The following is a 24,065-nucleotide window of genomic DNA, read 5'->3' as shown; positions in this document are numbered from 1 at the left end:
CCGTCACCTTGCCATTATCAGCACGAAGGCAGGCTCGGCCAGGCAAACGCCGTAACCGACCTTAGAGACGGTCGGTGACGCACCACTTTCGGGCGCCGACACGAACACGCCGGAGGAAAGCGATGACTGGACGCAAAACCCACGATCAACAAATTCGCATCATTGAAGAGCGGGAAAACACAAAGAACGCCGGCAAGGATTTTGATGCCGAGGCGGATCTGAAACGATCAGCGGCGGAACGCGAAGCACTGCGCAAGGGATCGGACATGAGGACCGATACACCGGACCTCGTCGATCCAGACGACCGCAACATGCTTCGCGGCAAGAATCAGGAAAGCGCCCATCACAAGAACCGTGCCGACGACTAAAGCGCGTCACGGACCAGCAACGCTCCTGGAACATTCGTCATAGATTGGAGGCAGCCCATGGCACGCGGCAGCAAGAAGCACATCGGAGCAGGTTCACAGGGAAAGGGTTCCGGCACAGGCGCCATGACCGTGACGCCAAAAGACAAGCTCGAAGAAAACAAGGTTCTGTCCAATCGCGACAAGGCACAGCATTCCAAAGAACGCGGTTTGGACTCCAGGCAGGTCGCGACCGAGCAGCATCAGGATCATGCCGCCAACCGTTTGCGGGACTGACGCCCGACAGGGGCGCCAGCCTCGGCCTGGCTGTCCGGGGAGCCGTCAGATTCGTGCCATCTCTATTTGACACCGAGGCTTTCGGGCCAGAGCGCCTGGATTTCCTTCGGCAGCGCATCGCGCACCTTAGCCGATTGGCCAAGATCAATATGCCGTGCAAGAACTCGGAATACCGAGCGTGCTGCATCCTCGGGATCGACGGGGCGGATCGATTTCAATTCCTCGCCGATGTGCTGCGAGAAGTTTTCCAGGGAGCGCGTTTTGTCCGGCTCGGCTGCGGGCCGGTAGTGGTCGTAATAGGCGCCGCGCACCAGGAGCGGCAGTTCCGCCCCAAGTTTGGCCGCAAGCCCGATCTGCAGCCTGTCCCTTACGGTCCGCAGGACCGCGCCCAATATGTGCCATGCAATTCGCCGATCCGGACCATGGTCGTCCATGATCTCGTCGAGCCAGATGTTGGTTGTCTGCAGCGTCCTGTCAAAGACATCCAAACCGGTAGCGCTCATCATCGCCTCCTCATCAAATTCATGTCTGGTTTCGAAACGATGCTCAGGGACAATCGTTTCGCTATCTGTCGACAAAATTGGCTCGGCCTGTGATCCGGCTCTGCCCCGGGATCCACGGTAGCGGTCTTGGTTGCGCCGGAACCCCTTCCGAAGCAGTTCGTTCCTGGGTGGGCGGCTTTGAGGAGCTGGTTGGGGGAGCGCGTCCTGAACGGATTTTTTGCGATGCCTGCAAGGAAGACAAAAACCAATGAAGGCGAGAACCGACAGCAACTCCTGCAGATGATGACGACGGAGCATTTGGTGCTGGGGACCGCCAGGGCGGCGACTATTCAGGAGGCGAATCAGCGCGCAAATTTGTTCCTGACTTCGGTATCCAGCGCCACGATCGCCCTTGCTTTCGTGGCCCAGGTGACGAGGATGGGGCTTCCTTTCATGCTGTTCAGCCTGATCCTGTTGCCGTGCCTCTACTTCATTGGGCTGGTGACATTCGTCAGGGCTGTGCAGGTGGCCATCGAAGACATGGTCCACGCCCGCGGCATGGCACGCATCAGGCATTGCTACACCGAGTTCGCCCCTTCGATGGCGCGCTATCTGGTTCACTCCACCCATGACAACCAAACGGCTCTGCTGGCCGATGTCGGCCTCAAGCCAAGGCCCTGGCAAGCGTTCGCCGGAACCGCAGGGATGGTGAATGTCGTCAACGGTGCCATCGCCGGTGTCTTTGCCGGCGTGATGCTCAAGGTTGTCGTTGGCTCGACGGTCAGTCTCGCCGTGACTGTCGGCATTCTAGCTTTTGCGGTGAGCAACTGGTGCCTGTGGCAACATCACAGGCGCAGTTGGGCAAGCGCGGAACACAAGCTGAAGGTGCTGTTTCCAAACGTGCCGGACAGCGACGGCAAGGCGCGGATCGGATAACCCGTTCGAGAGGGCAGGAGCATCAACTCGCGCTAGGCGGAAACCTCAAGCACGATCTTGCCACGCACATGCTCATTTTCCAGCCGTTCTTCCGCTTTGGCGACCTCTCCAAGAGGGTAGGTGGCTTGCACGAAGGGGGTGACCTTGCCGGCCTCGATGAGGCGGCCGATCTCGGCAAGATGCGCCGCATTCGGCTCGGCCAGGTAGGAGACGCCACGCGCCCGACGCAAGTTTGCCTTTTCCTGCGACGGTTGGGAAAGCGTGGAAACGAGTGTCCCGCCAGGCCTGAGCACCTCCCAGGAGCGCTCCTGCGTGTCGCCCGCGACAAGATCGAACACCAGGTCGACCGCATCGACCACCTCTTCGAAACGCTGATTCTTGTAGTCGACCGTCTGATCGGCGCCAAGCTCACGCACGAAAACGACGTCCTCGGCGGAAACGGTTGTCGCGACGAACGCGCCCGCGGCCTTGGCCAGCTGGATCGCCAGATGACCGACGCCGCCGGCGCCGCCATGGATGAGAACCCGTTGTCCGGATTTGAGGCCGCCATGATCGAAAAGGCCTTGCCATGCGGTGATGCCGGCAAGCGGCACCGCCGCGGCTTCGACATGGCTTAGACGATCCGGTTTGGCAGCCGCCTCCGTCGCCTTGACCACGACATATTCGGCATTGCCGCCCCGGTCATGACCAAGCATCGCAAACAACGGGTCGCCCTTCTTCAACGTATGCGCCCGCGTACCGCATATTTCCACCGTGCCGGATACGTCGCGCCCGAGCGTGACCGGCAGGGTCTCGCTCACCGACCCTTCGCGGGTCTTGTAGTCGATCGGATTGACGCTTGCGGCGCGGACCCTGAGCACAACCTCGTCGTCAAGCGGCTGAGGCGAGGGGACCTGATCGATCGAAAGGACCTCAGGTCCGCCAAAAGCGTGGATGCGGATTGCTTTCATGTCGGCATACCTCCTGTTGTCTGGCTTTCGGCGACGCTGTCTGCAGGGCTGTCGTCAGCGGCTGTGCAGCCGAGGTTGCGGCGGCAGGCACGCTGGCCTCCCGGGGGCCACCGTCAGATGATTTTCCACCATCATCGGCGACCCAGCGGGATGCCAATTTGTCGGCGGCCAATCCGTCACGATCAGGCCGCCGCAAGGACGCCCAGTCCTGCTAGGCCGTAGACTGCGTCGGCGGGTTCTGGTTCATCATCCACAGCTCGATCGCAGCCAGAACCGCGACCAGAACGCCGATTACAACATGCACGCCCATGGCTGTGGTTGCCTGGAATCCAAGCACCCAGGGAGACACAACTACCCAAAGACCCACAACGAGGTTCAGCCATTCCTCCCAGACAGCAAAGGCGAAGAGGGCGGCAACCGAAAGCACGACAATCACGATGCCGCTGCCCATGGCATTCTGGGACTGTGTCCCCGCCGCGAAGGCGAATATCCATGGAGAGAAGAAGAGAATTGCTCCGAGGACCAGATTTGCTACGTCACAGAGCTTGGCGTTTGACCATTGGTTCATGATTTTCTCCATCAAGCGTGCTCTCCACGCTTCCGAAGCTCAATCGGCGGCCTTGAAACCGTCGGTCACATGGCGGCAAGGCTACAACCAGACTTGCTGGCTTTCTAACTGGAGAGCAGGCCGTTGGTTCCAACCAATCGGCCTGGCACGGCACCGGGAACTCTCCTCGCCGGGAGCATTCAGCCACTCCCGATCCGTTCGCGACATACAACGCGGCGGGAAGGTGCGAGGCGCAGTCGATTACCCATGTGATCGCCTCTCGATCATAGTCGTCACCCGGAGCGCCAGTCCTCGAAGAAGACGTTCAATGTAAGCGTGATGTGTTCGCGTTCTGGCAGCCTTCTGTGCCGCTTCCTTCCTGCCGCGGGTACCCTTGGTCCGGCGGCGGCCGCCCGCGCCATGGGCGCGCGTTGTCTCTGGGGACCATCGCGCCGAGGTTACAAATGAACCTATCCCAGCCTTTGGCTACCGACATCGACGACGCGCGGGGAGTCAGACGCTGCCAAACCTCGGAGATCGGGATCGATACCGGTTCACGACGGCTGATCAATGCGCATGGTTCGCATGCCGAAGCGGACGTCACGGCTGCGTGCAAATCGGCACTGGCTGCGGCGGCGGTGCCGGATGATCCTTCCTGTATTGGGCGATGATCGGCTCGAGGGTCTTTCGCGGCCAGAATTTCGGTGTGCCGATTTCCTTCAGGCAGGACGCGTTCCAATAGGCGCCCGGCTGTGAATGGTTGGCTGCGACCGCGGCGATGTCGCGCGATTCCGGGTAGATGTAGAGCGTCGTCGGATTGTCCTTGACCATCGGGATAATCTGCTGCGCATCCGCCGGCGACCAACTGGTGCAGCCATTGCTGCGACCGCCGGCATAATCCACCAGCTTGCCGAACGGTACGAAGCCGTCATGGTCGGCATGCGAGCTGTTCGGATTTTTGCGCAGGCACAGGCCGTGCAGCACCTGGGCTGCGTGGCCGCCGATCACCCGCTGCCTGGCGTTCGCGGCTTCGCCTTCGCCGTCGAACTGGATGAAGGTGCGCTGGAAAGCCACGTCCCGTTTCGCACCGGTCCGGTAATAACCCTTGAACGAGGTTTTCGCCTCGCGGGTCATATAGGCGCCGCCGGCCGTCAACGATGAATCCATCGCATTGCCGAAGTTCCTAGCGCACCGCTTGCCGTTCGAAAAATCGACGACGCCCTTCAGATTCCGCCCGCTGCCATGACCCGACGAAATCGCGCGGAAGGACTCGCTGGCCTCGCAGATGACGTAGTAGCGGCGGCCGAGCACGCCATTGCCCAGATCGCTGGGGCGTGTCGCATCCATGGCGAAGTAGCAGGGGTTCTTGACGGCCCCTTGGGCGACCTTCTTCCGATAAAGCGCGCGGGCACGTTCGAGGACAATTTGTGAGATCTGGCCGTCGCTGTTGCCGACATGAGCCTGCAGCCAGGCCGGAACGTCAGATGATGCGGCAAAGGATCGAGCCGACACCGTCACGGCGATGACGGCGACGAAAAAGCTGGCGACGACGCCCAGACAAACAGATCTCAACCGCACGGATCAATTCTCCTGTCGAAGCGAATGGCGATTCCTTGCGGTATTGCCGCGAGAATCGATCATAGATGGCCTCGCATTATCAGGCGAAACACATCTTGTTTAGCGTACCCGCATGAAGATCCGTAAAGCAGGTCGATGCATGCAAACGCCTACGCCGACATGCTGGCTCCAGGCTTGCGGCGGACGTCTTCGCATCCTTGAAGCAGGGCAACAAACTCGGGTTGGCGGGTTCCTTCGAGCTCGTCGGCGCGTTGGCTGACGGAGCATCAAACGAAAAACCCGCCTGTGCGGCGGGCCATTGGCGCAAATCAGCACCATGGACAAATATGTACCATAGCTGAGTGCAGGGAGTCAAGAAAAAATTCCTATCGCGAAAAGCCGCGAGTTCGGAACCTGATCTCTCGAGTTCCGCGATTTTCGATACGCAGGGATTGAGCTATCATCTGATTCTGGCGTGGCTCACGCCTCCTCCCTCCGCCGGGAAAGCATCATCCATGCAGGGCTCTCTCATCACCGAACCAACTGTTCGAGCGCTTGGCATAAGGAGGGGTTGCGAAAATGGCTCGCACCAGGAGGTTTGTCATGAAGCTGTCCGCGCCCATCTATCATCTGAAGCGTCAAGCCAGGCTGTTGTCCCGCGAGGCCAAAATTCCGCTCCACGAAGCGCTTGACCGTGTTGCAGTACGGGAAGGCTTCGCCAGTTGGAGCCTGCTTGCGGCCAAGGCAGCCGGGGCGGCGCCTGCCGGCACACTGTTTGCGCAACTTGCGCCCGGCGATCTGGTCCTGGTGGGTGCACGACCCGGCCACGGCAAGACGCTGATGAGTCTCGAACTGGCAATCGAAGCCATGAAGTCCGGCAGTCGGGGCGTGTTCTTCACGCTGGAGTATACGCAGCGGGATGTGCTCGACCGGTTTCGAGCCATCGGGGCAGACCCGGTGCAGTTCAACGACCGGTTCGTGTTCGACAATTCCGACGCCATCAGCGCCGACTACATCGTCAAGGCATTGGGCTCGGCGCCGCGCGGCACGCTGGTGGTGATCGACTACCTGCAACTGCTCGACCAAAAGCGGCAAAATCCGGAGCTGATGGCGCAGGTTCGCACGCTGAAAGCGTTTGCCGGCGACAGGGGATTGATCCTCGTCTTCATCTCGCAGATCGACCGGTCCTACGACCCGGCGCAGAAGCCGGTTCCCGATATCGGCGATGTGCGGTTGCCGAACCCTCTGGATCTGTCGCTGTTCAACAAGACCTGCTTCCTGAACAAGGGCGAGATCCGGTTCCACGCGGCAGGCTGACGATCGGGTCAGCCAAGCCTTCATTGGGCGGCTGCTACCAGGTTCAGCTCAACCGATGCCGGATTGTGCTGCGCGCGCAACGTTTCGGCCGCCTGGCGAACCACTTCGGATATAAGCATCAGCTGTTTGGCGATCGGGCTTGTCTTGCGCCAGATCATGCCGATCGTCCGCGACGGTTGGGGGTTGGCAAAGTGGGCGACAGACACCGCCGCCGAGCGCGTCTCCACCGGCACGGCCATTTCGGGAATCAAGGTGACGCCGACACCGGCGCCGACCATCTGCACCAGGGTCGACAGCGAGCTGCCGTCCAGCAACTCCCTTGGCCGCGCCGAATGCATGTTGCAGAACGACAGCGCCTGGTCGCGAAAACAATGGCCTTCCTCCAGCAGGAGCAGCCGCATCTCGCGCAGCATTTCGCGGTTGGGGACCGGCTTTCCCTCATCCTCGCCGGGCCGGACCAGCACGAAGTTCTCGGCAAACAGCTCGATTTCCGTCAGCGAGGGTTCCGACACCGGCAAGGCGACGATGGCCGCGTCAAGCCGGCCGTCGGCCAGTTCCTGGATCAGCTTCTGCGTTTGCGTTTCGCGCACGTGGATATCGAGCCCGTCATGCATGCGGGCGAGGTTGCCGATGATGGCAGGCAGGAGGTAGGGTGCGATCGTCGGGATCACGCCGATGCGCAACCGTCCCACCAGCCGGTCGCGCGAGGCGCGGGCCAGATCCGTCAGCTCATCCACCGAGCGCAGGATGTCGCGGACGCGCAAGGCGAATTCCTCGCCGAAATTGGTCAGCCGGACCTGGCGTGGGCCTCTTTGGAAAAGCTCCGTGCCCAGCGTTTCCTCCAACTCCCGGATCTGCACCGAGATGGCGGGCTGCGAGATCGAGCAGGCATCGGCGGCGCGGCCGAAATGATTGTGCCGGGCCAGCGCCTCGAAATAACGCAGCTGCTTCAGCGTCAGGTTTGTCATAATGTCATCTTATCGCTGCAATCAGGAAATCCAACTTAAATTAATCAAGCGGCTTTGCTATAGGAGTCGTAACGAAGATGAGGAGCAGCCGGGACCGCCTGGTGAGGCGCATGCCCGCAGCAACAGGACATCCAACATATTCGGTCGCGTATCGGGCTCAGGTCATCGCGCCAGCCATGAAACGGACCGCCTACAGGGACATTTTTGTGTCCCTGTTCACGCAGCAGTTGAACAGCTCAACACAGCCACGATCGGAGAGAAGAACATGGACGCACAGACCGATGATCCCAGTGCCGGCAAATGCCCCGTTGCGCACGGATCCTCCAGCAGGACGAACCGTGACTGGTGGCCGAACCAACTGGACCTTGGCGTTCTGCATCAGCAGTCGAACCTTTCGGACCCGATGGGCGAAGAGTTCGACTATGCCGAGGAATTCAAGTCGCTCGATCTCGATGCGGTGATCAAGGACCTGCACCAGGTGATGACGGATTCGCAGGATTGGTGGCCGGCCGACTTCGGCCATTACGGGCCGCTGTTCATCCGCATGGCCTGGCACAGTGCCGGCACCTACCGCATCGGCGACGGCCGTGGCGGCGCCGGGGCCGGCCAGCAGCGTTTTGCTCCGCTCAACAGCTGGCCGGACAATGCCAATCTCGACAAGGCGCGCCGGCTGCTGTGGCCGGTCAAGCAGAAATATGGGCGCAAGATCTCCTGGGCCGACCTGCTGATCCTCACCGGCAACGTCGCGCTGGAATCGATGGGCTTCAAGACCTTCGGTTTCGCTGGCGGCCGCGCCGACGTCTGGGAACCCGAACAGGACGTCGATTGGGGTTCGGAAACCAAGTGGCTCGACGACAAGCGCTACTCCGGCGACCGCGAACTCCAGGGCCATCTCGGCGCCGTCCAGATGGGTCTGATCTATGTCAATCCGGAAGGGCCGAACGGCAAGCCGGATCCGCTGGCCTCGGCACGCGATATTCGCGAGACGTTCGGCCGCATGGCCATGAACGACGAGGAGACCGTGGCGCTGATCGCCGGCGGCCACACCTTCGGCAAAACCCACGGCGCCGGCGATGCCTCGCTTGTGGGTGCGGAGCCGGAAGGCGCCGGCATCGAGGCGCAGGGCCTCGGCTGGTCGAGCAAGCATGCCACGGGCATCGCCGGCGATGCCATCACCTCGGGCCTCGAGGTGACCTGGACCACGACGCCGACCAAGTGGAGCAACAACTTCTTCGACAATCTGTTCAACTTCGAATGGGAGCTGACCACGAGCCCGGCGGGCGCGCATCAGTGGACGCCGAAGGGCGGCGCCGGCGCCGGAACCGTGCCGGATGCCCACGATCCGTCCAAGCGCCGCGCGCCTGCCATGCTGACGACCGATCTCGCGCTGCGGGTCGATCCGGCCTACGAGAAGATCTCGCGGCGCTTCCATGAGCATCCGGACCAGTTCGCCGACGCTTTTGCCCGCGCCTGGTTCAAGCTGACCCATCGCGACATGGGGCCGGTCGTTCGCTATCTTGGCCCGCTCGTGCCGAAGGAAGAGCTGATCTGGCAGGATCCGATCCCCGCGGTCGACCACGAACTGGTCGGCGAGCAGGACATTGCGTCGCTGAAGGCGAAGATCCTGGCATCGGGCCTGTCGGTTTCCGAATTGGTCTCGACGGCGTGGGCCTCGGCCTCGACGTTCCGCAATTCCGACAAGCGCGGTGGTGCCAATGGTGCACGCATCCGGCTGGCGCCGCAGAAGGATTGGGAGGTCAACCAGCCGGCGGAACTGTCGAAGGTGCTGGCCAGGCTGGAAGCCATCCAGAAGGAGTTCAACGCGGCACAGACCGGCGGGAAAAAGATCTCGCTGGCCGACCTCATCGTTCTCGGCGGTGTCGCCGCTGTCGAGAAGGCGGCGAAGGATGGCGGCCACGAGGCCAAGGTGCCGTTCACGCCGGGTCGCATGGATGCTTCACAGGAACAGACGGATGTCCATTCCTTTGCCGCGCTCGAGCCGAAAGTCGATGGCTTCCGCAACTATGTCAGGGGCAAGCAGCCGATGTCGGTCGAAGCCATGCTGGTCGACCGGGCGCAATTGCTGTCGCTGACCGCACCCGAAATGACGGTGCTGGTCGGCGGTCTTCGTGTGCTCGGCGCCAACACGGCCAACTCGAAGCACGGCGTGTTCACCGACCGGCCGGGTACGTTGACCAACGACTTCTTCGTCAACCTGCTCAGCATGAACACGGTCTGGGATCCGGCCGCCGGCTCCGACGAAGTCTACGAGGCGCGTGACCGCAAGACCAAGGCGGTCAAGTGGACCGGCACCCGTGCCGACCTGATCTTCGGCTCGCACGCCCAATTGCGCGCGCTTGCCGAGGTCTACGGGTCGGCGGACGCCAAGGCGAAATTCACCAGGGATTTCGTTGCGGCATGGACCAAGGTGATGAACGCCGACCGCTTCGACATCGCCTGAGATCGCTAAAGGTGCTCCGGCGCGGCCGCGCCGGATCGCCGGTCCTCCCAAGGACACAACGCCAGGGCCGCGTTTCCAGTGATGGGAGCGCGGCCTCTGTCGTATGGGGCCGCGCTTTGGTGGACCGTGCCTCCCTGGTCAAGCGTGCTATTTTGTGGGTATCGCGTCTGCACCGGTGCACCATGATCGAAATCGTCAAACCCGCGTTCGAACATCTGCCGTCCTACAAGGCGGCACTCGAACGCGGCTGGTCGCCGGACAATGTGCGATTGCTGGAAGCGACGCGCGAGCAGCTTGCGGCAATCGAAAGGGATCCCGTGGCTTTTCTCGCCGACCTCGATGATCCCCAGGCCAGGGGCGGTCCGATCACCTTGCCCGACGGCAAAAAGGTGCCGCGCCTGCCAGGCTTCCGCCGCTGGATCTGGGCCGGCGAGGCGTCGGGCTCGATCGGCTTTCGCTGGCAGAAGGGCACGTCGGACCTGCCGCCGCATGTGCTCGGCCATATCGGCTATGCGGTGGTGCCGTGGAAGCGGCGGCGCGGCTACGCTACACAGGCGCTGCGCCTGATGCTGGAGGAGGCGAGGGCGGTCGGCCTGGCTCACGTCGAGATCACCGCCAAACCGGGCAATCCGGCCTCGCACAAGGTGATCCCGGCCAATGGCGGCAAGCTCGTCGAACGCTTTTTCGAGGACGCCGCCTATGGCGGGGCAGAAAGCTTGCGGTTCCGGATCGAGCTGTAGGATGTATCTCAACCATGCTCATCGGCGCACAGCGCATGATCCGACAGCGCGCGGATGACGTAGCAGTCGCCGACCGTCTGGCCATTGCAGCACGTGGCGATGCGTTCGAGCTCGGCCTCGAGCCGCTTCAACTGGGCAATCTTTTCCCGCACCGAGATCAGTTGCTCCTCGGCGATCTTGTCGGCGTGGCCGCAGGGTTGCTCGGGGTGGCCGCTCAAATCGATCAGAGAGCGGATGTCCTCGACGGCGAAACCGAGATCGCGGGCGTGGCGGATGAAGGCCAGCCGCTCCAGCTCCTGCCTGGAATAGCGGCGCTGGTTGCCTTCCGAGCGCTCGGGTGCGGCAACAAGGCCCATCTGCTCGTAGTAGCGGATGGTCGGCACCTTGACCCCGGTGCGGCGCGAGAGATCACCGATCGAAAACATGAATTGCCTCTTGAAGCTCTAGTGACTAGAGCAATTACAGTGCCTGACATCAGCGTTCAAGACCCATGCGGCGACGCCGCGCGGGCAAGACAGACAGGTGATGTGATGACGGCGCCCCTCGACCAGGTAAAAATCAGGCAGACGCGGTTCAAGATCGGCGGCATGAATTGCGCCTCTTGCGCAACCAAGATCGATACGGCGGTGCGTCGCCTAGACGGCGTCGCCGATGTCTCGGTTTCGGTGACCGGTGCCAGCATGACGGTCAGCCATGGCGGCGCGTTGCCGGAAGGCAGGGTGCTGCAGCAGGTTGCTCGGCTCGGCTACGGCATCGTCAGGGCCGAGGCACATGTATCGCCGATGTCAGACAAGGCGCACGCCGATCACGTCCACAATGACCATGAAGGCCACGATCATGCGAGCCACGATCCCGATCCCGATCATGGCCATTCCGAGACGGGGCAGGCGTGGTGGCGTTCCCGCCGGGCGGTGCTGACGCTCGCCTGCGCGGCAGCGCTTCTCGCCGCATACGGCATCGGCCATCTGTTCCCGGTGGCGGAACGCGGGGTGTTCCTGGCCGCGCTGTTGGTCGGCCTGGTGCCGATCGCACGGCGCGCGCTGATGGCGGCATTGGCCGGCACGCCGTTTTCGATCGAGATGCTGATGACCATCGCGGCGATAGGCGCCGTGATGATCGGTGCCACTGAAGAGGCCGCCGCCGTGGTGGTGCTCTTCCTGATCGGCGAGCTTCTGGAGGGTGTCGCCGCCGGCCGGGCGCGGGCGAGCATCCAGGGACTTGCCGATCTGGTGCCGAAGACGGCCTTGGTCGAGCGCGCAGGCGGCACATCGGAGTGTCCCGCCGAAGACCTTGCGGTCGGCGACATCATCCTGGTGCGGCCGGGCGACCGCATCCCGGCCGATGGCGAGATCATCGAGGGCGCGAGCGAAATCGACGAGGCGCCGGTGACCGGCGAGAGCACGCCGAAGCGCAAGGGCGTTGCGGACGCCGTCTTTGCCGGCACGATCAGCACCGATGGCGTGCTCAAGGTGCGGGTGACGGCGGCCGCTTCCGACAACACCATCGCCCGAATCGTGCGGCTGGTGGAGGAGGCGCAGGAGGCCAAGGCGCCGACAGAGCGCTTCATCGATCGCTTCTCGCGCACCTACACGCCGGCGGTGCTGGCGGTCGGTGCGCTGGTGGCATTGTTGCCGCCGCTGCTTGCCGGCGGCGACTGGAACGAATGGATCTACAAGGGCCTTGCGATCCTGCTGATCGGCTGCCCCTGCGCGCTGGTCATATCGACCCCGGCGGCGATCGCCGCGGGCCTGGCGACCGGTGCGCGGCGTGGCCTGTTGATGAAAGGCGGTGCGGTGCTGGAAGGCTTTCGCCGGATCACGGCGGTCGCCTTCGACAAGACCGGTACGCTGACCGCAGGCAAGCCTGTCGTCACCGACATCGTGGCGTATGGAAGGGATGAACGCACCGTGCTGGCGCTGGCGGCAGCACTGGAGCAGGGCTCCAGCCATCCGTTGGCGATGGCGATCCTGGACCGGGCCAAGGCCGACAAGGCGCCGGTGCCGCCGGCTCTCGCGGCGAAGGCAATCTCGGGCAAGGGTGTCGAGGGCAGCGTTGGCGGCGTCGCCGTCTTCCTCGGCTCCGGCCAGGCGGCGGGCGAACGCGCCGACATGACGCAAGCGCAGCGCCTCGCCGTCGACAGCCTCAACGGCCAGGGCAAGACGGTGTCAGTGCTGGTCGCCGATGGCGTGGTGGCCGGGCTGATTGCCATGCGCGACGAGCCGCGGCCGGATGCTGCGGCCGGGATCGCGGCGCTGAAGGCCGAGAGCATCCGCGCGGTGATGCTGACCGGCGACAACCGCCGCACGGCGCAAGCCATCGCCGCTTCGCTCGGCATCGAGGCGCGGGCGGAGCTGTTGCCCCAGGACAAGCAGCGCATCGTCGGCGAATTGCAGCGCGAGGGTTTCAAGGTCGCCAAGGTCGGCGACGGCATCAACGACGCGCCGGCGCTCGCGGCCGCCGATATCGGCATTGCCATGGGCGGCGGCACCGACGTGGCGCTGGAGACCGCGGACGCGGCGATCCTGCACGGCCGCGTCATGGACGTCGCGCGTATGGTGAAACTGTCGCGGGCGGTGATGGCCAATATCGGCCAGAACATCACCGTGGCGCTGGGGCTGAAGGCGGTGTTCCTGGTCACCACCATTTTGGGCATCACCGGCCTGTGGCCGGCGATCCTGGCCGATACCGGCGCGACCGTGCTGGTCACCGCCAACGCCATGCGCCTGCTGCGCTGGCGCGGGTGAAGTGTTTTTGGTTGATCGCGATCTTTTCGGAAAACCGGCGTCCACTTTTCCGGATCGTGATCTACTCGGCTGGGGCTGTCAGCGGCGGCGTGGCGTTGCTGCGCCCTTCCCAGACATAAGAGGCGAGCGCCACTGCCACGGCAACCAGCATGGCGATGGCGCCCAGCAGCGGCAGGCTGCGGTAGCCATAGCCGCTGTTCAGCATCGCGGCGCCCAACGAAGCGGCCAGCCCGATGCCGACATTGAAGCCGGAGGGAATGAGCGACGAGGCAAGGTTCGAGGCGTCCGCGGTCCAGGCCAGGATGCGGGTCTGGATCGGCGTGCCGATGGCGAAGTTGAGACCGCCCCAGATGACGATCGCCACAACCATCGGCAGGGGATAGGGGCTGACGGCATAGATGACGCCAAGCGTCACCGCCTGCAGGGCCAGCATGGTGATCAATGACGGCATCAGCTTCCAGTCGGAGAGCTTGCCGCCGAGGAAGACTCCAAGGGTCGCGCCGACGCCGTTGAGCAGCAGCACCCACGGCACCAGGTTCTCGTCGAGACCGGTGACTTCGAGCAGTGTCGGGGTGATGTAGGTGAACAGGCCGAACTGGCCGATCATCAGCATCAGCATCAGGATCAGCGATGTCCAGACCTGCTGGCGGGCCAGCACGCGGACCTCGCGGGCGAAGCCGGCGGGCTTGGCCGATGAGCCGGTGGTGCGCGGCAAAAGGGCTGCCATGGCAAGCGTTGCCGCGACACCCAGCGCGCACATCACCCAGAAAGTCGCACGCCAGCCCCAGATGTTGCCGATTGCGGTGCCGGCCGGCACGCCGATGACGTTGGAGACGGTGAGGCCGGACAGGATGACGGCGACAGCCATGCCGCGCTGGTCCTCGCGCACGAGACCGACGGCGACGACCATGGCGACGCCGAAATAGGCGCCATGCGCGACCGCCACGGCAATGCGCAATAGAAGCATCGAGGTGAAATCGGGCGCCAGCGCGCAAGCCGCCTGGCCAATGGTGAAGGCGATGGCGAGGCCGAGCAGCAAGGTCTTGCGCGACAATGACTTGGTGGCGAGCGCCAGCAGCGGACCGCCGATGGCGATGCCGCCGGCATAGCCGGAGACGAGATAGCCGGCGGAGGGAACCGAGACGCCCAGGCCTTGCGCCACCTGCGGCAGCACGCCGGCAATGACGAATTCGGTGGTGCCGAAGGCAAAGGCGGCGATGAACAGGGCGATGAGCGGAAGCGACATGGGGAAGCCTTAGCTGGAAGTGCCTCAAACCACGGATGGGCTTTGCGGGCAATCCAGAAATTTTTGTCGCGAGTTTAGGTTTTCTTCAGTGGGGGCGAGGCGGTGAAGCGCCAATCTCCCCCCTTGTGGGGGAGATGGCCGGGGTAAAGGAAGCGCGCGAACCTATCCAAGCGCGCTCCCTTCCTCTCCCCCGATCGACGGGGTAGAGGAAGGGCGCGATCTTATTTCAACTCGCGCCCTTCCTCTCTCTCCGGAGGCCTCGTGGGGGATTGCTATTCTTCAGCTCGCTTTCAACCGCGACCCCGTCAGCAGGCCGCGCTCTTCAAGCACCGGATAGGCCATCGAGGCCAGCAGCGAATTGATCTGCTTCAGGTCGCGGATGGTGTCGAGATGGATCGAGCTGGTTTCGACGCTCTTGGCGGTGCCGTCGCGCAGCCGCACGAAATGGCTGGCGCTGGTTTCCTTTTCGCGGTCGCGCAGCCGGTCCTTTTCCAGCACCAGCTGACGGGCGGTCTCGGGATCGCGCGAGACCAGAACGTTGAAGGCAAGCCGCGCATTGGCCAGAACCGAGCCATGGAAGGCGCACAGCTCGGCCCAGCCCTCGTCGGTGAATTCCAGTCCGCGCTCGAACTTCTTCTTCACATGCACCAGCATGTTGCGCACGATGATGTCGCCGACCTGCTCGAGCTTGACGCAGGCGCCGATCAGTTCCTGGCAGCGCAGCGCCTCGTCCTCGGTCAGCGGGTTCCTGGTCAGTTTGGCGAGGTAGAGCTTGATCGCGGCGTGCTTGCGGTCGACGCGGTCGTCGAGTGCGGCCAGCGCCTTGATCTTGTCGGCGTCGGCACTTTCATAGAGTTCGATGATACGCTTGAGCATGATCTCGATCGTCTCGCAGACCCGCACCACCTCGCGGGTGGCATTGGCCAGCGCCTGGCTCGGCACGTCGAGCGCGCTTTCGTTGAGTGCGGACAGCTCGACGACGTCAAGCGAGGCGGCCGGCACGGGCTTGGTGCCAAGTGCGACGATCTTCTCCGAAGCGCGGTAGACGAAGCCTGCCAGCGGCAGACCGGCGAGCAGGATCAGCACATTGAACAGGATGTGGGCATTGACGATCTGGTCCGCCGCCGTCGAACCGAGAAAGGCGAAGTGCGGCCTGAAGATCATGACCAGGATCAGCATGACCAGCGAGCCAAGCCCGCGCATCAGGAGATTGCCGATCGGCACGACGCGCACTTCGGGGCTCGACGAGCGGGTCAGCATCGGCGCGATGATCGAGGAGCCGAGGTTGACGCCAAGGATGAGAACGACGCCAAGTTCGGGCGTGATCAGGCCACGGCCTGCCAGCGTCGCCATCAACAGCACCGCCGCGATGCTCGACTGGAACAGCCAGGTGATCAGTGCCGCCAGCAGATAGGCGGTGATGGAATCGGTCGAGAAGTAGTTGATGATGACCGGCATGAGCTGGCTGTTGCGCAGGGGCTCCGATGCCTGGCCGATCATCTCCAGCGACAGGATCAGAAGGCCGATGCCGACCAGGATGCGGCCGGACTGGCGCCAGTCGCGCCGCTCGGTGGCCATGAACATGACCGTGCCGGTGATCAGGCACAGCGGCACCAGCAAGGTCAGGTCGAAGGTCAGCAGCTTGACCACCAGCGCCGATCCGATCTCGGCGCCGCGCACCGCCAATTGACCCGCGGCGCCCGAGACGATGCCAGAGCCGGCGAAGGAGCCGACCAGCAGCGTGACGGCGGTGGAGCTCTGCAGGGCGATGGCAAGGCCGGTGCCGGCCAGCACCGCCATGATCGGATTGCGCATGGTGGCGCGGAGGCGATGGCGCAGCACGTCGCCATAGGCGCGTTCAACGCCGGTCTTCACCATGCGGGTGGCAAACAGCATCAGCGCCACGGCGCCGGCCAGATGCAGAAGGACGACGGACCCGCTCATTTCGTCCCCCGCATGCAAACAGGGCGCCCGCCCTGTTTTGCGTGGCGATCAGAAGGAAAAACGAGGGAACGAATCATGTTCATGGCGGTGACTTATAATAACGCGAATATTTTAGCCGGATAATAAAATCTTGTCGATTTCAAGGGCCGTTGCCGCGCGACGGGCGGTGTCGGAAAATGGACGGACGCGCAAATGGTTGCATTGCTGGGCGGGCGCGAAGCGGCGGATAGGCCGAGTTTGCGGTGCGACTGGCTCCTGCCTTTGCGATCATGTTCAGCTTCCTTGGGTAAATCAAGGAATCCATTACATAATTGTAATGCGTGCGTTCAGTTTCGGTTCATCGATGGGCAGCTACTGCTTCGATATCGACAACCAAGGAGACTTCTCATGAAACGCATCGTCCTTTCCGCACTCGCTTTCTCGATGCTGGCCGCCACGTCGCTCACCGGCCAGGCCGCACCGCTGAATGCGCCGAACGCGCCGCAGTCGAACTACAGCCAGGTCGACTGGCAGAAGCCCGGCCACCACAGCGATGTGAGGAAGCGCGTTTACAAGAAGAAGGTCGTCGTCGTGAAGCGCAACAACTGGCGGCATGGCCAGAAATATTCCGGCTGGAAGCGCCATCAGCCGATCCGCGACTATGGCCGCTACGGCCTGCATCGCCCCGGCCGCGGCCAGGAATGGATCCGCGTCGGCAACGACTATGTGCTGGTCGGCATCCTCTCCGGCGTCATCTTCGGCGCGCTTGCCGCGCATTAATCGGCACCTTGCCGGACATTGAAAAGGGAGGCGGCCCGCTACGGCCGCCTTTCTTTTTGCCTGTGGAAACCGGGTATGGCCCGCATTAAGGGTCGTCGGATTTCGCGGGCGTGATTATATAATCGGGAAACGAGTTCCCCGATGCGCTTTCCACCCGCCTTCCTCGACGAGATACGCGACCGCGTGCCGATTTCATCGGTGATCGGCCAGCGCGTCGCGTGGGACCGCAAGAAGACCAACGCACCGCGCGGCGACTATTGGGCCTGCTGCCCGTTCCATGGCGAGAAGAGCCCTTCCTTCCACTGCGAGGACAAGAAGGGCCGCTACCATTGTTTCGGCTGTTCGGTCTCGGGCGATCATTTCAAGTTCCTCACCGAACTGGACGGGATGAGCTTTCCCGAAGCTGTGGAAAAGATCGCCGACATGGCCGGGGTGCCGATGCCGGTCCGCGATGCGCAGGAGGAGCGGCGCGAAAAGGAACGCGCCAGCCTGACCGACGTCATGGAGATGGCGACCGCCTTCTTCCAGGAACGGCTGCAGGGACCGGAAGGCGCCAAGGCGCGTGCCTATCTGCGCGACCGCGGCCTGACGCCGGCGACGCAGCAATCGTTCCGGCTTGGTTTTGCGCCCGACAGCCGCAATGCGCTGAAGGAGCATCTCGCCGCCAGGGGCGTGCCGAAAGCCGATATCGAGGCCTGCGGACTGGTGCGCCACGGCGACGACATCCCGGTTTCCTATGACTGGTTCCGCGACCGCATCATGTTTCCGATCCCGGATTCCAGGGGGAAGATCATCGCCTTTGGCGGCCGCGCGCTGCAGCCCGATGCGCTGGCCAAATACATGAACTCGCCCGACACCGAGCTCTTCCACAAGGGCAACGTGCTTTATAATTTCGCCCGCGCCCGCAAGGCCTTGGCCAAGGGCGGCACGGTCATCGCCGTCGAAGGCTATATGGATGTCATCGCGCTGGCACAGGCCGGCTTCGAGAATGTCGTGGCGCCGCTCGGCACCGCGCTTACCGAGAACCAGCTCGAGCTGCTGTGGCGCATGGCGCCGGAGCCGATGTTGTGCTTCGACGGCGACAAGGCCGGGTTGAAGGCCGCGTGGCGGGCCGCCGACATGGCGCTGCCGTCGGTGCAGGCCGGCCGCTCGGCGCGTTTCGTGCTGCTGCCGGAAGGCAAGGATCCCGACGATCTGGTCAAGGCCGAAGGACCGGATGCGTTTCGTAGCGTTCTGGCCGAGGCGCGGCCGCTGGTCGATCTTTTATGGATGCGTGAGACGGCGGGCGGCGTCTTCGACACGCCGGAGCGGCGGGCCGAGCTTGAGAAGACGCTGCGCGAACTGACCAGCCGCATCCGCGATGAAAGTCTCCGCTACCATTATCAACAGGAGATGCGCGAGCGCGTGTTGAGCTTCTTCGGCTCGCAGCGCGGCACCAGGCAAAGCGGCCGCCAGGATGGGCGCCCGGGCCAGGGCAAGGCAGCCGCTCCCGGCGGGCAGTTCGCCAAGAGCGGTGGCGGCCGCATTGCGATCACCGAAAGTCTCGGCCAGTCGGCTTTGGTCAAACGCGGCGGCGAGGGGATGTCGGTGCGCGAGGCGACGATCATCGTCGCATTGGTCAACCATCCGGCACTGATCGACGAGAATTTCGCCCATATCGAGTTTCTCGATCTTGCCAACTCCGATCTGAGGCGGCTGCATGCGGCAATCCTCGATGCAATGGCGCATGACATGGCCAATGACCGGCAGGCGGTGATTGCGACGATCGAACGCGCCGGCTGCGCCGAGATCTGGGAGCGGGCCGTCGGGTTGATCCGGCGAATGCGGCAATGGCCGGCGCTGGAGACCGCCGCCCTCGAAGATGCCCGCGATGCTTTCAGCCAGGCGCTGCACTTGCAGCGCAGCGCGCGCACCTTACATAAGGAACTGAAACAGGCGGAAGCGGCGCTCGCCACCGATCCCACAGACGAAAACTACCGGCACCTGATCGAAATTCAGGCGCAATTCCAGGATGTGCAAGCCACGGAAGCGCTGATCGAAGGGTTTGGCGTCTCCTCGGGCAGGGCAGGGCGAGCTTAGTTGGAAGCGAGTGAATTGAGAAAGCGTCGTTGCGCGTCCAAATGGCGCGTAACGGGCTAAGTCGGGTAATTGATTCGCTTTTTTCATGCGAATCATGCGAGAGGCGCTTGACCTTCTGGCAGATTGGCGGAATCAGGACGATTCGAAACGTTAACCCGAACCCGCGTCGACGGGAAATAAGCGATGTGAGGTACTGGTCACTGGACAGGCAGCCCGCCTGCCACAGATATCAGGGTTAATCTGGACTTAATGGATGTCGCCCAAAAAGGGGAAACCCGGTTTTGGGGCAACGACATACACCAAACGAAACGAGTTGATGCAGTTACTGGCCCGGTGAAGCGCGTTTCATAAGCGAGCGCATCCGATTTGACTGGTCCGACAGCTTACGCGGCTTTGAAGTTCGGCCGCTAGGAGAAGATAAAGACTATGGCGACAAAGGAAAAGGAAGAGGTCGAAACCGAACGCGAAGGCGCCACCGATGGCCCTCTGCTCGACCTTTCCGATGATGCTGTCAAGAAGATGATCAAGGCCGCCAAGAAGCGCGGCTATGTCACCATGGACGAGCTGAATTCGGTGCTGCCCTCAGAGGAAGTGACCTCCGAGCAGATCGAGGACACGATGGCGATGCTGTCCGACATGGGCATCAACGTGGTCGAGGACGACGAGCAGGGCGAGGAGCCCGAGGCCGCCGACACCGCGGCCGATGCCGAGGAAGACGCCAACGAGCTGGCTGAGCAGACCGGCACCGCGGTTGCCGCCACCACCACCAAGAAAGAACCGACCGATCGCACCGACGATCCGGTGCGCATGTATCTGCGCGAGATGGGCTCGGTGGAGCTTTTGTCGCGCGAGGGCGAAATTGCCATCGCCAAACGCATCGAGGCCGGCCGCGAGACGATGATCGCGGGTCTGTGCGAAAGCCCGCTGACCTTCCAGGCCATCATCATCTGGCGCGACGAACTCAACGAATCCAAGATCCTGCTGCGTGAGATCATCGATCTCGAAGCCACCTATGCCGGCCCCGAGGCCAAGCAGGCGCCGGTGGTCGAGCGCGTCGAGGAAGCCAAGGTCGAGGACAAGCCGCGCCGTTCGCGCGACGACGAAGACGACATCACCAATGTCGGCGCCGATACGCGTGGGCTGACGGATGACGACGACGAAGACGAGGACGAAGCGAGCCTGTCGCTGGCCGCGATGGAAGCGGAACTCCGCCCGCAGGTGATGGAGACGCTCGACGTTATCGCCGACACCTACAAAAAGCTGCGCAAGCTGCAGGACCAGCAGGTCGAGAACCGTCTGGCCGCGGCCGGCACGCTGTCGCCCAGCCAGGATCGCCGGCTGAAGGAGCTGAAGGACCAGCTGATCAAGGCGGTGAAGTCGCTGTCGCTCAACACGGCGCGCATCGAGGCGCTGGTCGAGCAGCTCTACGACATCAACAAGCGCCTGGTGCAGAACGAAGGCAAGCTGCTCAGGCTCGCCGAAAGCTACGGCGTGCGTCGCGAAGAGTTCCTGAAGGAATATCAGGGTTCCGAGCTCGACCCGAACTGGACGCGCTCGATCGGCAACCTGACCTCGCGCGGCTGGAAGGAATTCACCAAGAACGAGAAGGATGCGATCAAGGACCTGCGCGCCGAGATCCAGAACCTCGCCACCGAAACGGCGATCTCGATCCTGGAATTCCGCAAGATCGTCAACCAGGTGCAGAAGGGCGAGCGCGAAGCGGCGATCGCGAAGAAGGAAATGGTCGAGGCCAATCTGCGCCTCGTCATCTCAATCGCCAAGAAATACACCAATCGCGGCCTGCAGTTCCTCGACCTGATCCAGGAAGGCAATATCGGCCTGATGAAGGCGGTCGACAAATTCGAATACCGCCGTGGTTACAAGTTCTCGACCTACGCGACGTGGTGGATCCGGCAGGCGATCACGCGTTCGATCGCCGATCAGGCGCGCACCATCCGCATTCCGGTGCACATGATCGAAACGATCAACAAGATCGTGCGCACCTCGCGCCAGATGCTGCACGAGATCGGCCGCGAGCCGACGCCGGAAGAACTGGCCGAAAAGCTTGCCATGCCGCTCGAAAAGGTGCGCAAGGTCTTGAAGATCGCCAAGGAGCCGATCTCGCTCGAAACGCCGGTCGGCGACGAGGAGGATTCGCATCTGGGCGATTTCATCGAGGACAAGATGGCGATCCTGCCGATCGACGCGGCGATCCAGGCCAATTTGCGCGAGACCACCACGCGCGTGCTGGCCTCGCTGACGCCGCGCGAGGAGCGCGTGCTCAGAATGCGCTTCGGCATCGGCATGAACACCGACCACACGCTGGAAGAAGTCGGCCAGCAGTTCTCGGTTACCCGCGAGCGTATCCGCCAGATCGAAGCCAAGGCGCTGCGCAAGCTCAAGCACCCGAGCAGGTCGCGCAAGCTGCGCAGTTTCCTGGATAGCTGAGACTTACCGATGCAAAGAGTTCAAGGGCGCCGATGGCGCCCTTTTTTGTTTGTGGGGCGCACTCTTGCGGGCCAGGCCCTTCGGGAGGATAATTTCGCTGTCGGATGCATTTCTGGGCGATAAGCCGGATGCCCGCCCCGGCGAAGCCGCCGTGCTCCGTGGCCCCGGAGGGAGGTGTGCCATGACAAGCTACATCGTGCTGATGAACTGGACGGAGCAGGGTGCCAGAAACGTGCGCGAGTCACCGAAGCGGCTCGACGCCGCCAGGAGGCAACTGGGAGACATGGGCGGATCGTTCAAGGCGTTTTACCTGACCATGGGCGAATACGACATGGTGGCGGTGGTCGAAGCGCCCGACGACGCGGTGCTGGCGCGCTTCTCGCTGATGCTGGCGGCGGCCGGCAATGTCAGGACGCGGACGCTGAAGGCCTTTCCCGAATTGGCCTACCGCGAGATCGTCACCTCGCTCGGATAGGCCCGTAGCGGAAGGGCCGGACCGGCTGGCCCGATACATTCTCCTTCGCGAGCGACCGAGCGACGTCTTGACGGCGCCCGATCGTTCGTGGTCCTTCAAGTTTGCGCTACCAACCAAATGCCGGAACTATGCTGACCGTCTGGTACAATACGCGCTGCCCGGTCTGCGATGCCGGGATCAGCAGGCAGAAGCGGCGGCTGATCGAAGCGGTCAAGGCTGGGCGGATCGAGTTCCGAGACATCAATTTTGAACCGGCAGCGCTAGCCGGATTTGGCGCGTCGCTTGAGGATATCCGCCGCCGGCTGCACGCCACCGATGCCGAGGGCCGACTGCTGGTCGGCGCCGATGTCGCCATCGCGGTATGGAAGGTCACGCCGGGCGAGGGCTGGTTGGCGACGCTGTTCGGCAATCCGGTTGCCTTGCCGCTGACACGCTTTGCCTACGATCGCTTTGCCGATCTTCTCTATGCCTGGAACCGGCGCATGGGGCGCTGGTAGCCGAATTTATCGGTGGCCGCCGTTCGCAACGAAGCGGCCGAGACTGGAAATCGAGCCCGCTGGTCCTGCATTCAGATACATCGTAAGATATATCTTGACTCCATCGATTGGCTTGCCTAATTAAGATATATCGTAAGATACAACTCAAGGAGCAATCAATGCACAAACACAATCATTTCGGGCGCGGTCATTTCGGCGAGCGCATGTTCATGCACATGGCCGGCAAATTCGGTGGCAGAGGGGGCGGCGGCTTTGGCCCGTTCGGCCACGGTGGCCGTGGTGGCGGGCGCGGCGGTCCGGGCGACATGTTCCGCGCCGGACGCATGCTGGCCGACGGCGACCTCAAGCTGATCACGCTGTCGCTGCTGGCCGAAGCGCCGCGTCACGGCTACGACATCATCAAGGCCCTGGAAGAGCGCACCAGCGGCATCTACAGCCCGAGCCCGGGCGTGGTCTACCCGACGCTGACCTTCCTGGAAGAGGCCGGCTATGCCGCCTCCGCCGCCGACGGCAACAAGAAGGTGTTTTCGATCACCGAGGCGGGCCAGGCGCATCTCGCCGACAACCGCGAGATGATCGACGGCGTGCTCGACCATCTCGAGCGCTTCGGCCGCAAAATGGCCAAGGCGCGCGACTGGTTCGGCTGGAACGACGAGAGCGAAGAGGGCGGGCGTCGTGGCGGCCGCGGTGGCCGCGGGGATCGTTCGGAAGCGCGCGACGAATTCCGCGCAGTCCGTCACCGGCTGCGCGCGGCTCTGGGCGACTTCGTCGACGCCCCGGCCGACAAGCAGGCCGAGGCCATCGCCATCCTCGAAGCCGCCGCCGAGGCGCTGGAAGCGCTGTCGCACAAGTAAGCTCGTCCGCCGATGGGACGCCGCCCTTGCCCGCTGGGCCAAGGACCGATAGTGAAATTCATCCCGCGTCACTCTACATGGTGCGGGATGAATGCTGTTGGAGGAAGTCCGATGTCTTTTCTGAAGCGTCTTTTCGGCGGTGGCGGCGGCGGAACCCAGACGGCTGAGCCGACGAGTGCAGCGCCAGCCAAGCAGGTCGAGCACAAGGGCTTTCTGATCAGCGCCACGCCCTACAAGGCCGATGGCCAGTACCAGACCTGCGGCGTCGTCTCCAAGGAGATCGACGGCGTGGTGAAGGAACACAAATTCATCCGCGCCGACCGCTTTGCCGGGCTCGACGACGCCGTCGACATCTCGATCAAGAAGGGCATCCAACTGGTCGACGAGCAGGGCGATCGGGTTTTTGGATAGGCAGGACCG

Annotated in this window: 22 protein-coding genes; 14 read left to right on the top strand and 8 right to left on the bottom strand. The window is 63.1% G+C overall.

Features of this window, described 5'->3' with window-relative positions; genetic code table 11:
- The first annotated feature begins 122 nt into the window (after window positions 1-122).
- Window positions 123-368, top strand: coding sequence for a hypothetical protein (locus A4R29_RS21940; protein ID WP_027162073.1), 246 nt, complete (start codon window positions 123-125; stop codon window positions 366-368).
- 57 nt (window positions 369-425) lie between these two features.
- Window positions 426-641 (top strand): hypothetical protein, encoded by a 216-nt coding sequence (locus tag A4R29_RS21935; RefSeq protein WP_013530133.1) that lies wholly within the window; start codon window positions 426-428, stop codon window positions 639-641.
- A gap of 62 nt (window positions 642-703) precedes the next feature.
- Here A4R29_RS21935 and A4R29_RS21930 read toward each other — a convergent pair whose 3' ends face one another.
- The gene (locus tag A4R29_RS21930; protein ID WP_013530134.1) at window positions 704-1,144 is read right to left on the bottom strand and encodes a DUF2267 domain-containing protein; all 441 of its coding nucleotides are present in this window, start codon (window positions 1,142-1,144) and stop codon (window positions 704-706) included.
- A gap of 189 nt (window positions 1,145-1,333) precedes the next feature.
- On the opposite strand from A4R29_RS21930, the gene A4R29_RS21925 reads away from it, so the two are divergent.
- Entirely contained in the window at window positions 1,334-2,059 is a 726-nt protein-coding gene (locus A4R29_RS21925) for a hypothetical protein (RefSeq protein ID WP_244506854.1), read from the top strand.
- Window positions 2,060-2,091: 32 nt separating this feature from the next.
- Here A4R29_RS21925 and A4R29_RS21920 read toward each other — a convergent pair whose 3' ends face one another.
- The 3 genes from A4R29_RS21920 to A4R29_RS21910 form a co-directional block, all read right to left on the bottom strand.
- Complete coding sequence (locus tag A4R29_RS21920) at window positions 2,092-3,009, bottom strand: NADP-dependent oxidoreductase (RefSeq protein ID WP_063172877.1); 918 nt, start codon at window positions 3,007-3,009, stop codon at window positions 2,092-2,094.
- Between the two features lie 211 nt (window positions 3,010-3,220).
- Window positions 3,221-3,577 carry an SPW repeat protein gene (locus tag A4R29_RS21915; RefSeq protein WP_027162069.1) on the bottom strand — a complete coding sequence of 119 codons (357 nt, stop codon included), beginning with the start codon at window positions 3,575-3,577 and terminating at the stop codon, window positions 3,221-3,223.
- Window positions 3,578-4,156: 579 nt separating this feature from the next.
- Window positions 4,157-5,134: a hypothetical protein gene (locus A4R29_RS21910; RefSeq protein ID WP_063172876.1), complete on the bottom strand. Its 978-nt coding sequence runs from the start codon at window positions 5,132-5,134 to the stop codon at window positions 4,157-4,159.
- A 582-nt stretch (window positions 5,135-5,716) separates the two neighbouring features.
- Here A4R29_RS21910 and A4R29_RS21905 point away from each other — a divergent pair.
- A complete protein-coding gene (locus A4R29_RS21905; RefSeq protein ID WP_013530139.1) occupies window positions 5,717-6,430 on the top strand; it encodes a DNA helicase in 714 nt (237 codons plus the stop codon).
- Between the two features lie 20 nt (window positions 6,431-6,450).
- Here the strand turns inward: A4R29_RS21905 and A4R29_RS21900 are convergent, their stop codons facing one another.
- Window positions 6,451-7,398, bottom strand: a complete 948-nt coding sequence (locus tag A4R29_RS21900) for a hydrogen peroxide-inducible genes activator (RefSeq protein WP_063172875.1) — start codon at window positions 7,396-7,398, stop codon at window positions 6,451-6,453.
- Between the two features lie 265 nt (window positions 7,399-7,663).
- On the opposite strand from A4R29_RS21900, the gene katG reads away from it, so the two are divergent.
- Window positions 7,664-9,859, top strand: a complete 2,196-nt coding sequence (gene katG, locus A4R29_RS21895; protein ID WP_063168780.1) for a catalase/peroxidase HPI — start codon at window positions 7,664-7,666, stop codon at window positions 9,857-9,859.
- A gap of 182 nt (window positions 9,860-10,041) precedes the next feature.
- On the top strand, window positions 10,042-10,599 hold the full coding sequence (locus A4R29_RS21890; RefSeq protein ID WP_063172874.1) for a GNAT family N-acetyltransferase: 558 nt from the start codon (window positions 10,042-10,044) through the stop codon (window positions 10,597-10,599).
- Between the two features lie 8 nt (window positions 10,600-10,607).
- Here the strand turns inward: A4R29_RS21890 and A4R29_RS21885 are convergent, their stop codons facing one another.
- Window positions 10,608-11,024 (bottom strand): MerR family transcriptional regulator, encoded by a 417-nt coding sequence (locus A4R29_RS21885; protein WP_013530143.1) that lies wholly within the window; start codon window positions 11,022-11,024, stop codon window positions 10,608-10,610.
- A gap of 105 nt (window positions 11,025-11,129) precedes the next feature.
- Between A4R29_RS21885 and A4R29_RS21880 the strand changes: the two genes are divergently transcribed.
- Window positions 11,130-13,343 carry a heavy metal translocating P-type ATPase gene (locus A4R29_RS21880; RefSeq protein WP_063172873.1) on the top strand — a complete coding sequence of 738 codons (2,214 nt, stop codon included), beginning with the start codon at window positions 11,130-11,132 and terminating at the stop codon, window positions 13,341-13,343.
- A 61-nt stretch (window positions 13,344-13,404) separates the two neighbouring features.
- On the opposite strand, the gene A4R29_RS21875 is transcribed toward A4R29_RS21880, so the two are convergent.
- Both A4R29_RS21875 and A4R29_RS21870 read right to left on the bottom strand, forming a co-directional pair.
- On the bottom strand, window positions 13,405-14,589 hold the full coding sequence (locus A4R29_RS21875) for an MFS transporter (RefSeq protein ID WP_063172872.1): 1,185 nt from the start codon (window positions 14,587-14,589) through the stop codon (window positions 13,405-13,407).
- Window positions 14,590-14,868: 279 nt separating this feature from the next.
- Window positions 14,869-16,533, bottom strand: a complete 1,665-nt coding sequence (locus A4R29_RS21870) for a Na/Pi cotransporter family protein (protein ID WP_013530146.1) — start codon at window positions 16,531-16,533, stop codon at window positions 14,869-14,871.
- A 387-nt stretch (window positions 16,534-16,920) separates the two neighbouring features.
- Between A4R29_RS21870 and A4R29_RS21865 the strand changes: the two genes are divergently transcribed.
- From A4R29_RS21865 to A4R29_RS21835, 7 genes are all read left to right on the top strand, one after another.
- Entirely contained in the window at window positions 16,921-17,292 is a 372-nt protein-coding gene (locus A4R29_RS21865; RefSeq protein WP_013530147.1) for an RcnB family protein, read from the top strand.
- A 141-nt stretch (window positions 17,293-17,433) separates the two neighbouring features.
- On the top strand, window positions 17,434-19,371 hold the full coding sequence (dnaG, locus tag A4R29_RS21860; protein ID WP_063172871.1) for a DNA primase: 1,938 nt from the start codon (window positions 17,434-17,436) through the stop codon (window positions 19,369-19,371).
- Window positions 19,372-19,797: 426 nt separating this feature from the next.
- Window positions 19,798-21,819: an RNA polymerase sigma factor RpoD gene (gene rpoD / locus A4R29_RS21855; RefSeq protein WP_013530149.1), complete on the top strand. Its 2,022-nt coding sequence runs from the start codon at window positions 19,798-19,800 to the stop codon at window positions 21,817-21,819.
- 181 nt (window positions 21,820-22,000) lie between these two features.
- Window positions 22,001-22,294: a GYD domain-containing protein gene (locus tag A4R29_RS21850; protein WP_027162061.1), complete on the top strand. Its 294-nt coding sequence runs from the start codon at window positions 22,001-22,003 to the stop codon at window positions 22,292-22,294.
- 128 nt (window positions 22,295-22,422) lie between these two features.
- Window positions 22,423-22,791 carry a thiol-disulfide oxidoreductase DCC family protein gene (locus A4R29_RS21845; RefSeq protein ID WP_063172870.1) on the top strand — a complete coding sequence of 123 codons (369 nt, stop codon included), beginning with the start codon at window positions 22,423-22,425 and terminating at the stop codon, window positions 22,789-22,791.
- Window positions 22,792-22,949: 158 nt separating this feature from the next.
- Window positions 22,950-23,645 carry a PadR family transcriptional regulator gene (locus A4R29_RS21840; RefSeq protein WP_013530152.1) on the top strand — a complete coding sequence of 232 codons (696 nt, stop codon included), beginning with the start codon at window positions 22,950-22,952 and terminating at the stop codon, window positions 23,643-23,645.
- A 111-nt stretch (window positions 23,646-23,756) separates the two neighbouring features.
- Complete coding sequence (locus A4R29_RS21835; RefSeq protein WP_024505488.1) at window positions 23,757-24,056, top strand: HlyU family transcriptional regulator; 300 nt, start codon at window positions 23,757-23,759, stop codon at window positions 24,054-24,056.
- Window positions 24,057-24,065 lie beyond the last annotated feature (9 nt).

The sequence above is a fragment of the Mesorhizobium ciceri biovar biserrulae genome (assembly GCF_001618845.1).
Classification (GTDB): Bacteria; Pseudomonadota; Alphaproteobacteria; order Rhizobiales; family Rhizobiaceae; genus Mesorhizobium; species Mesorhizobium ciceri.
This window is presented reverse-complemented; position numbering and strand designations above follow the sequence as displayed.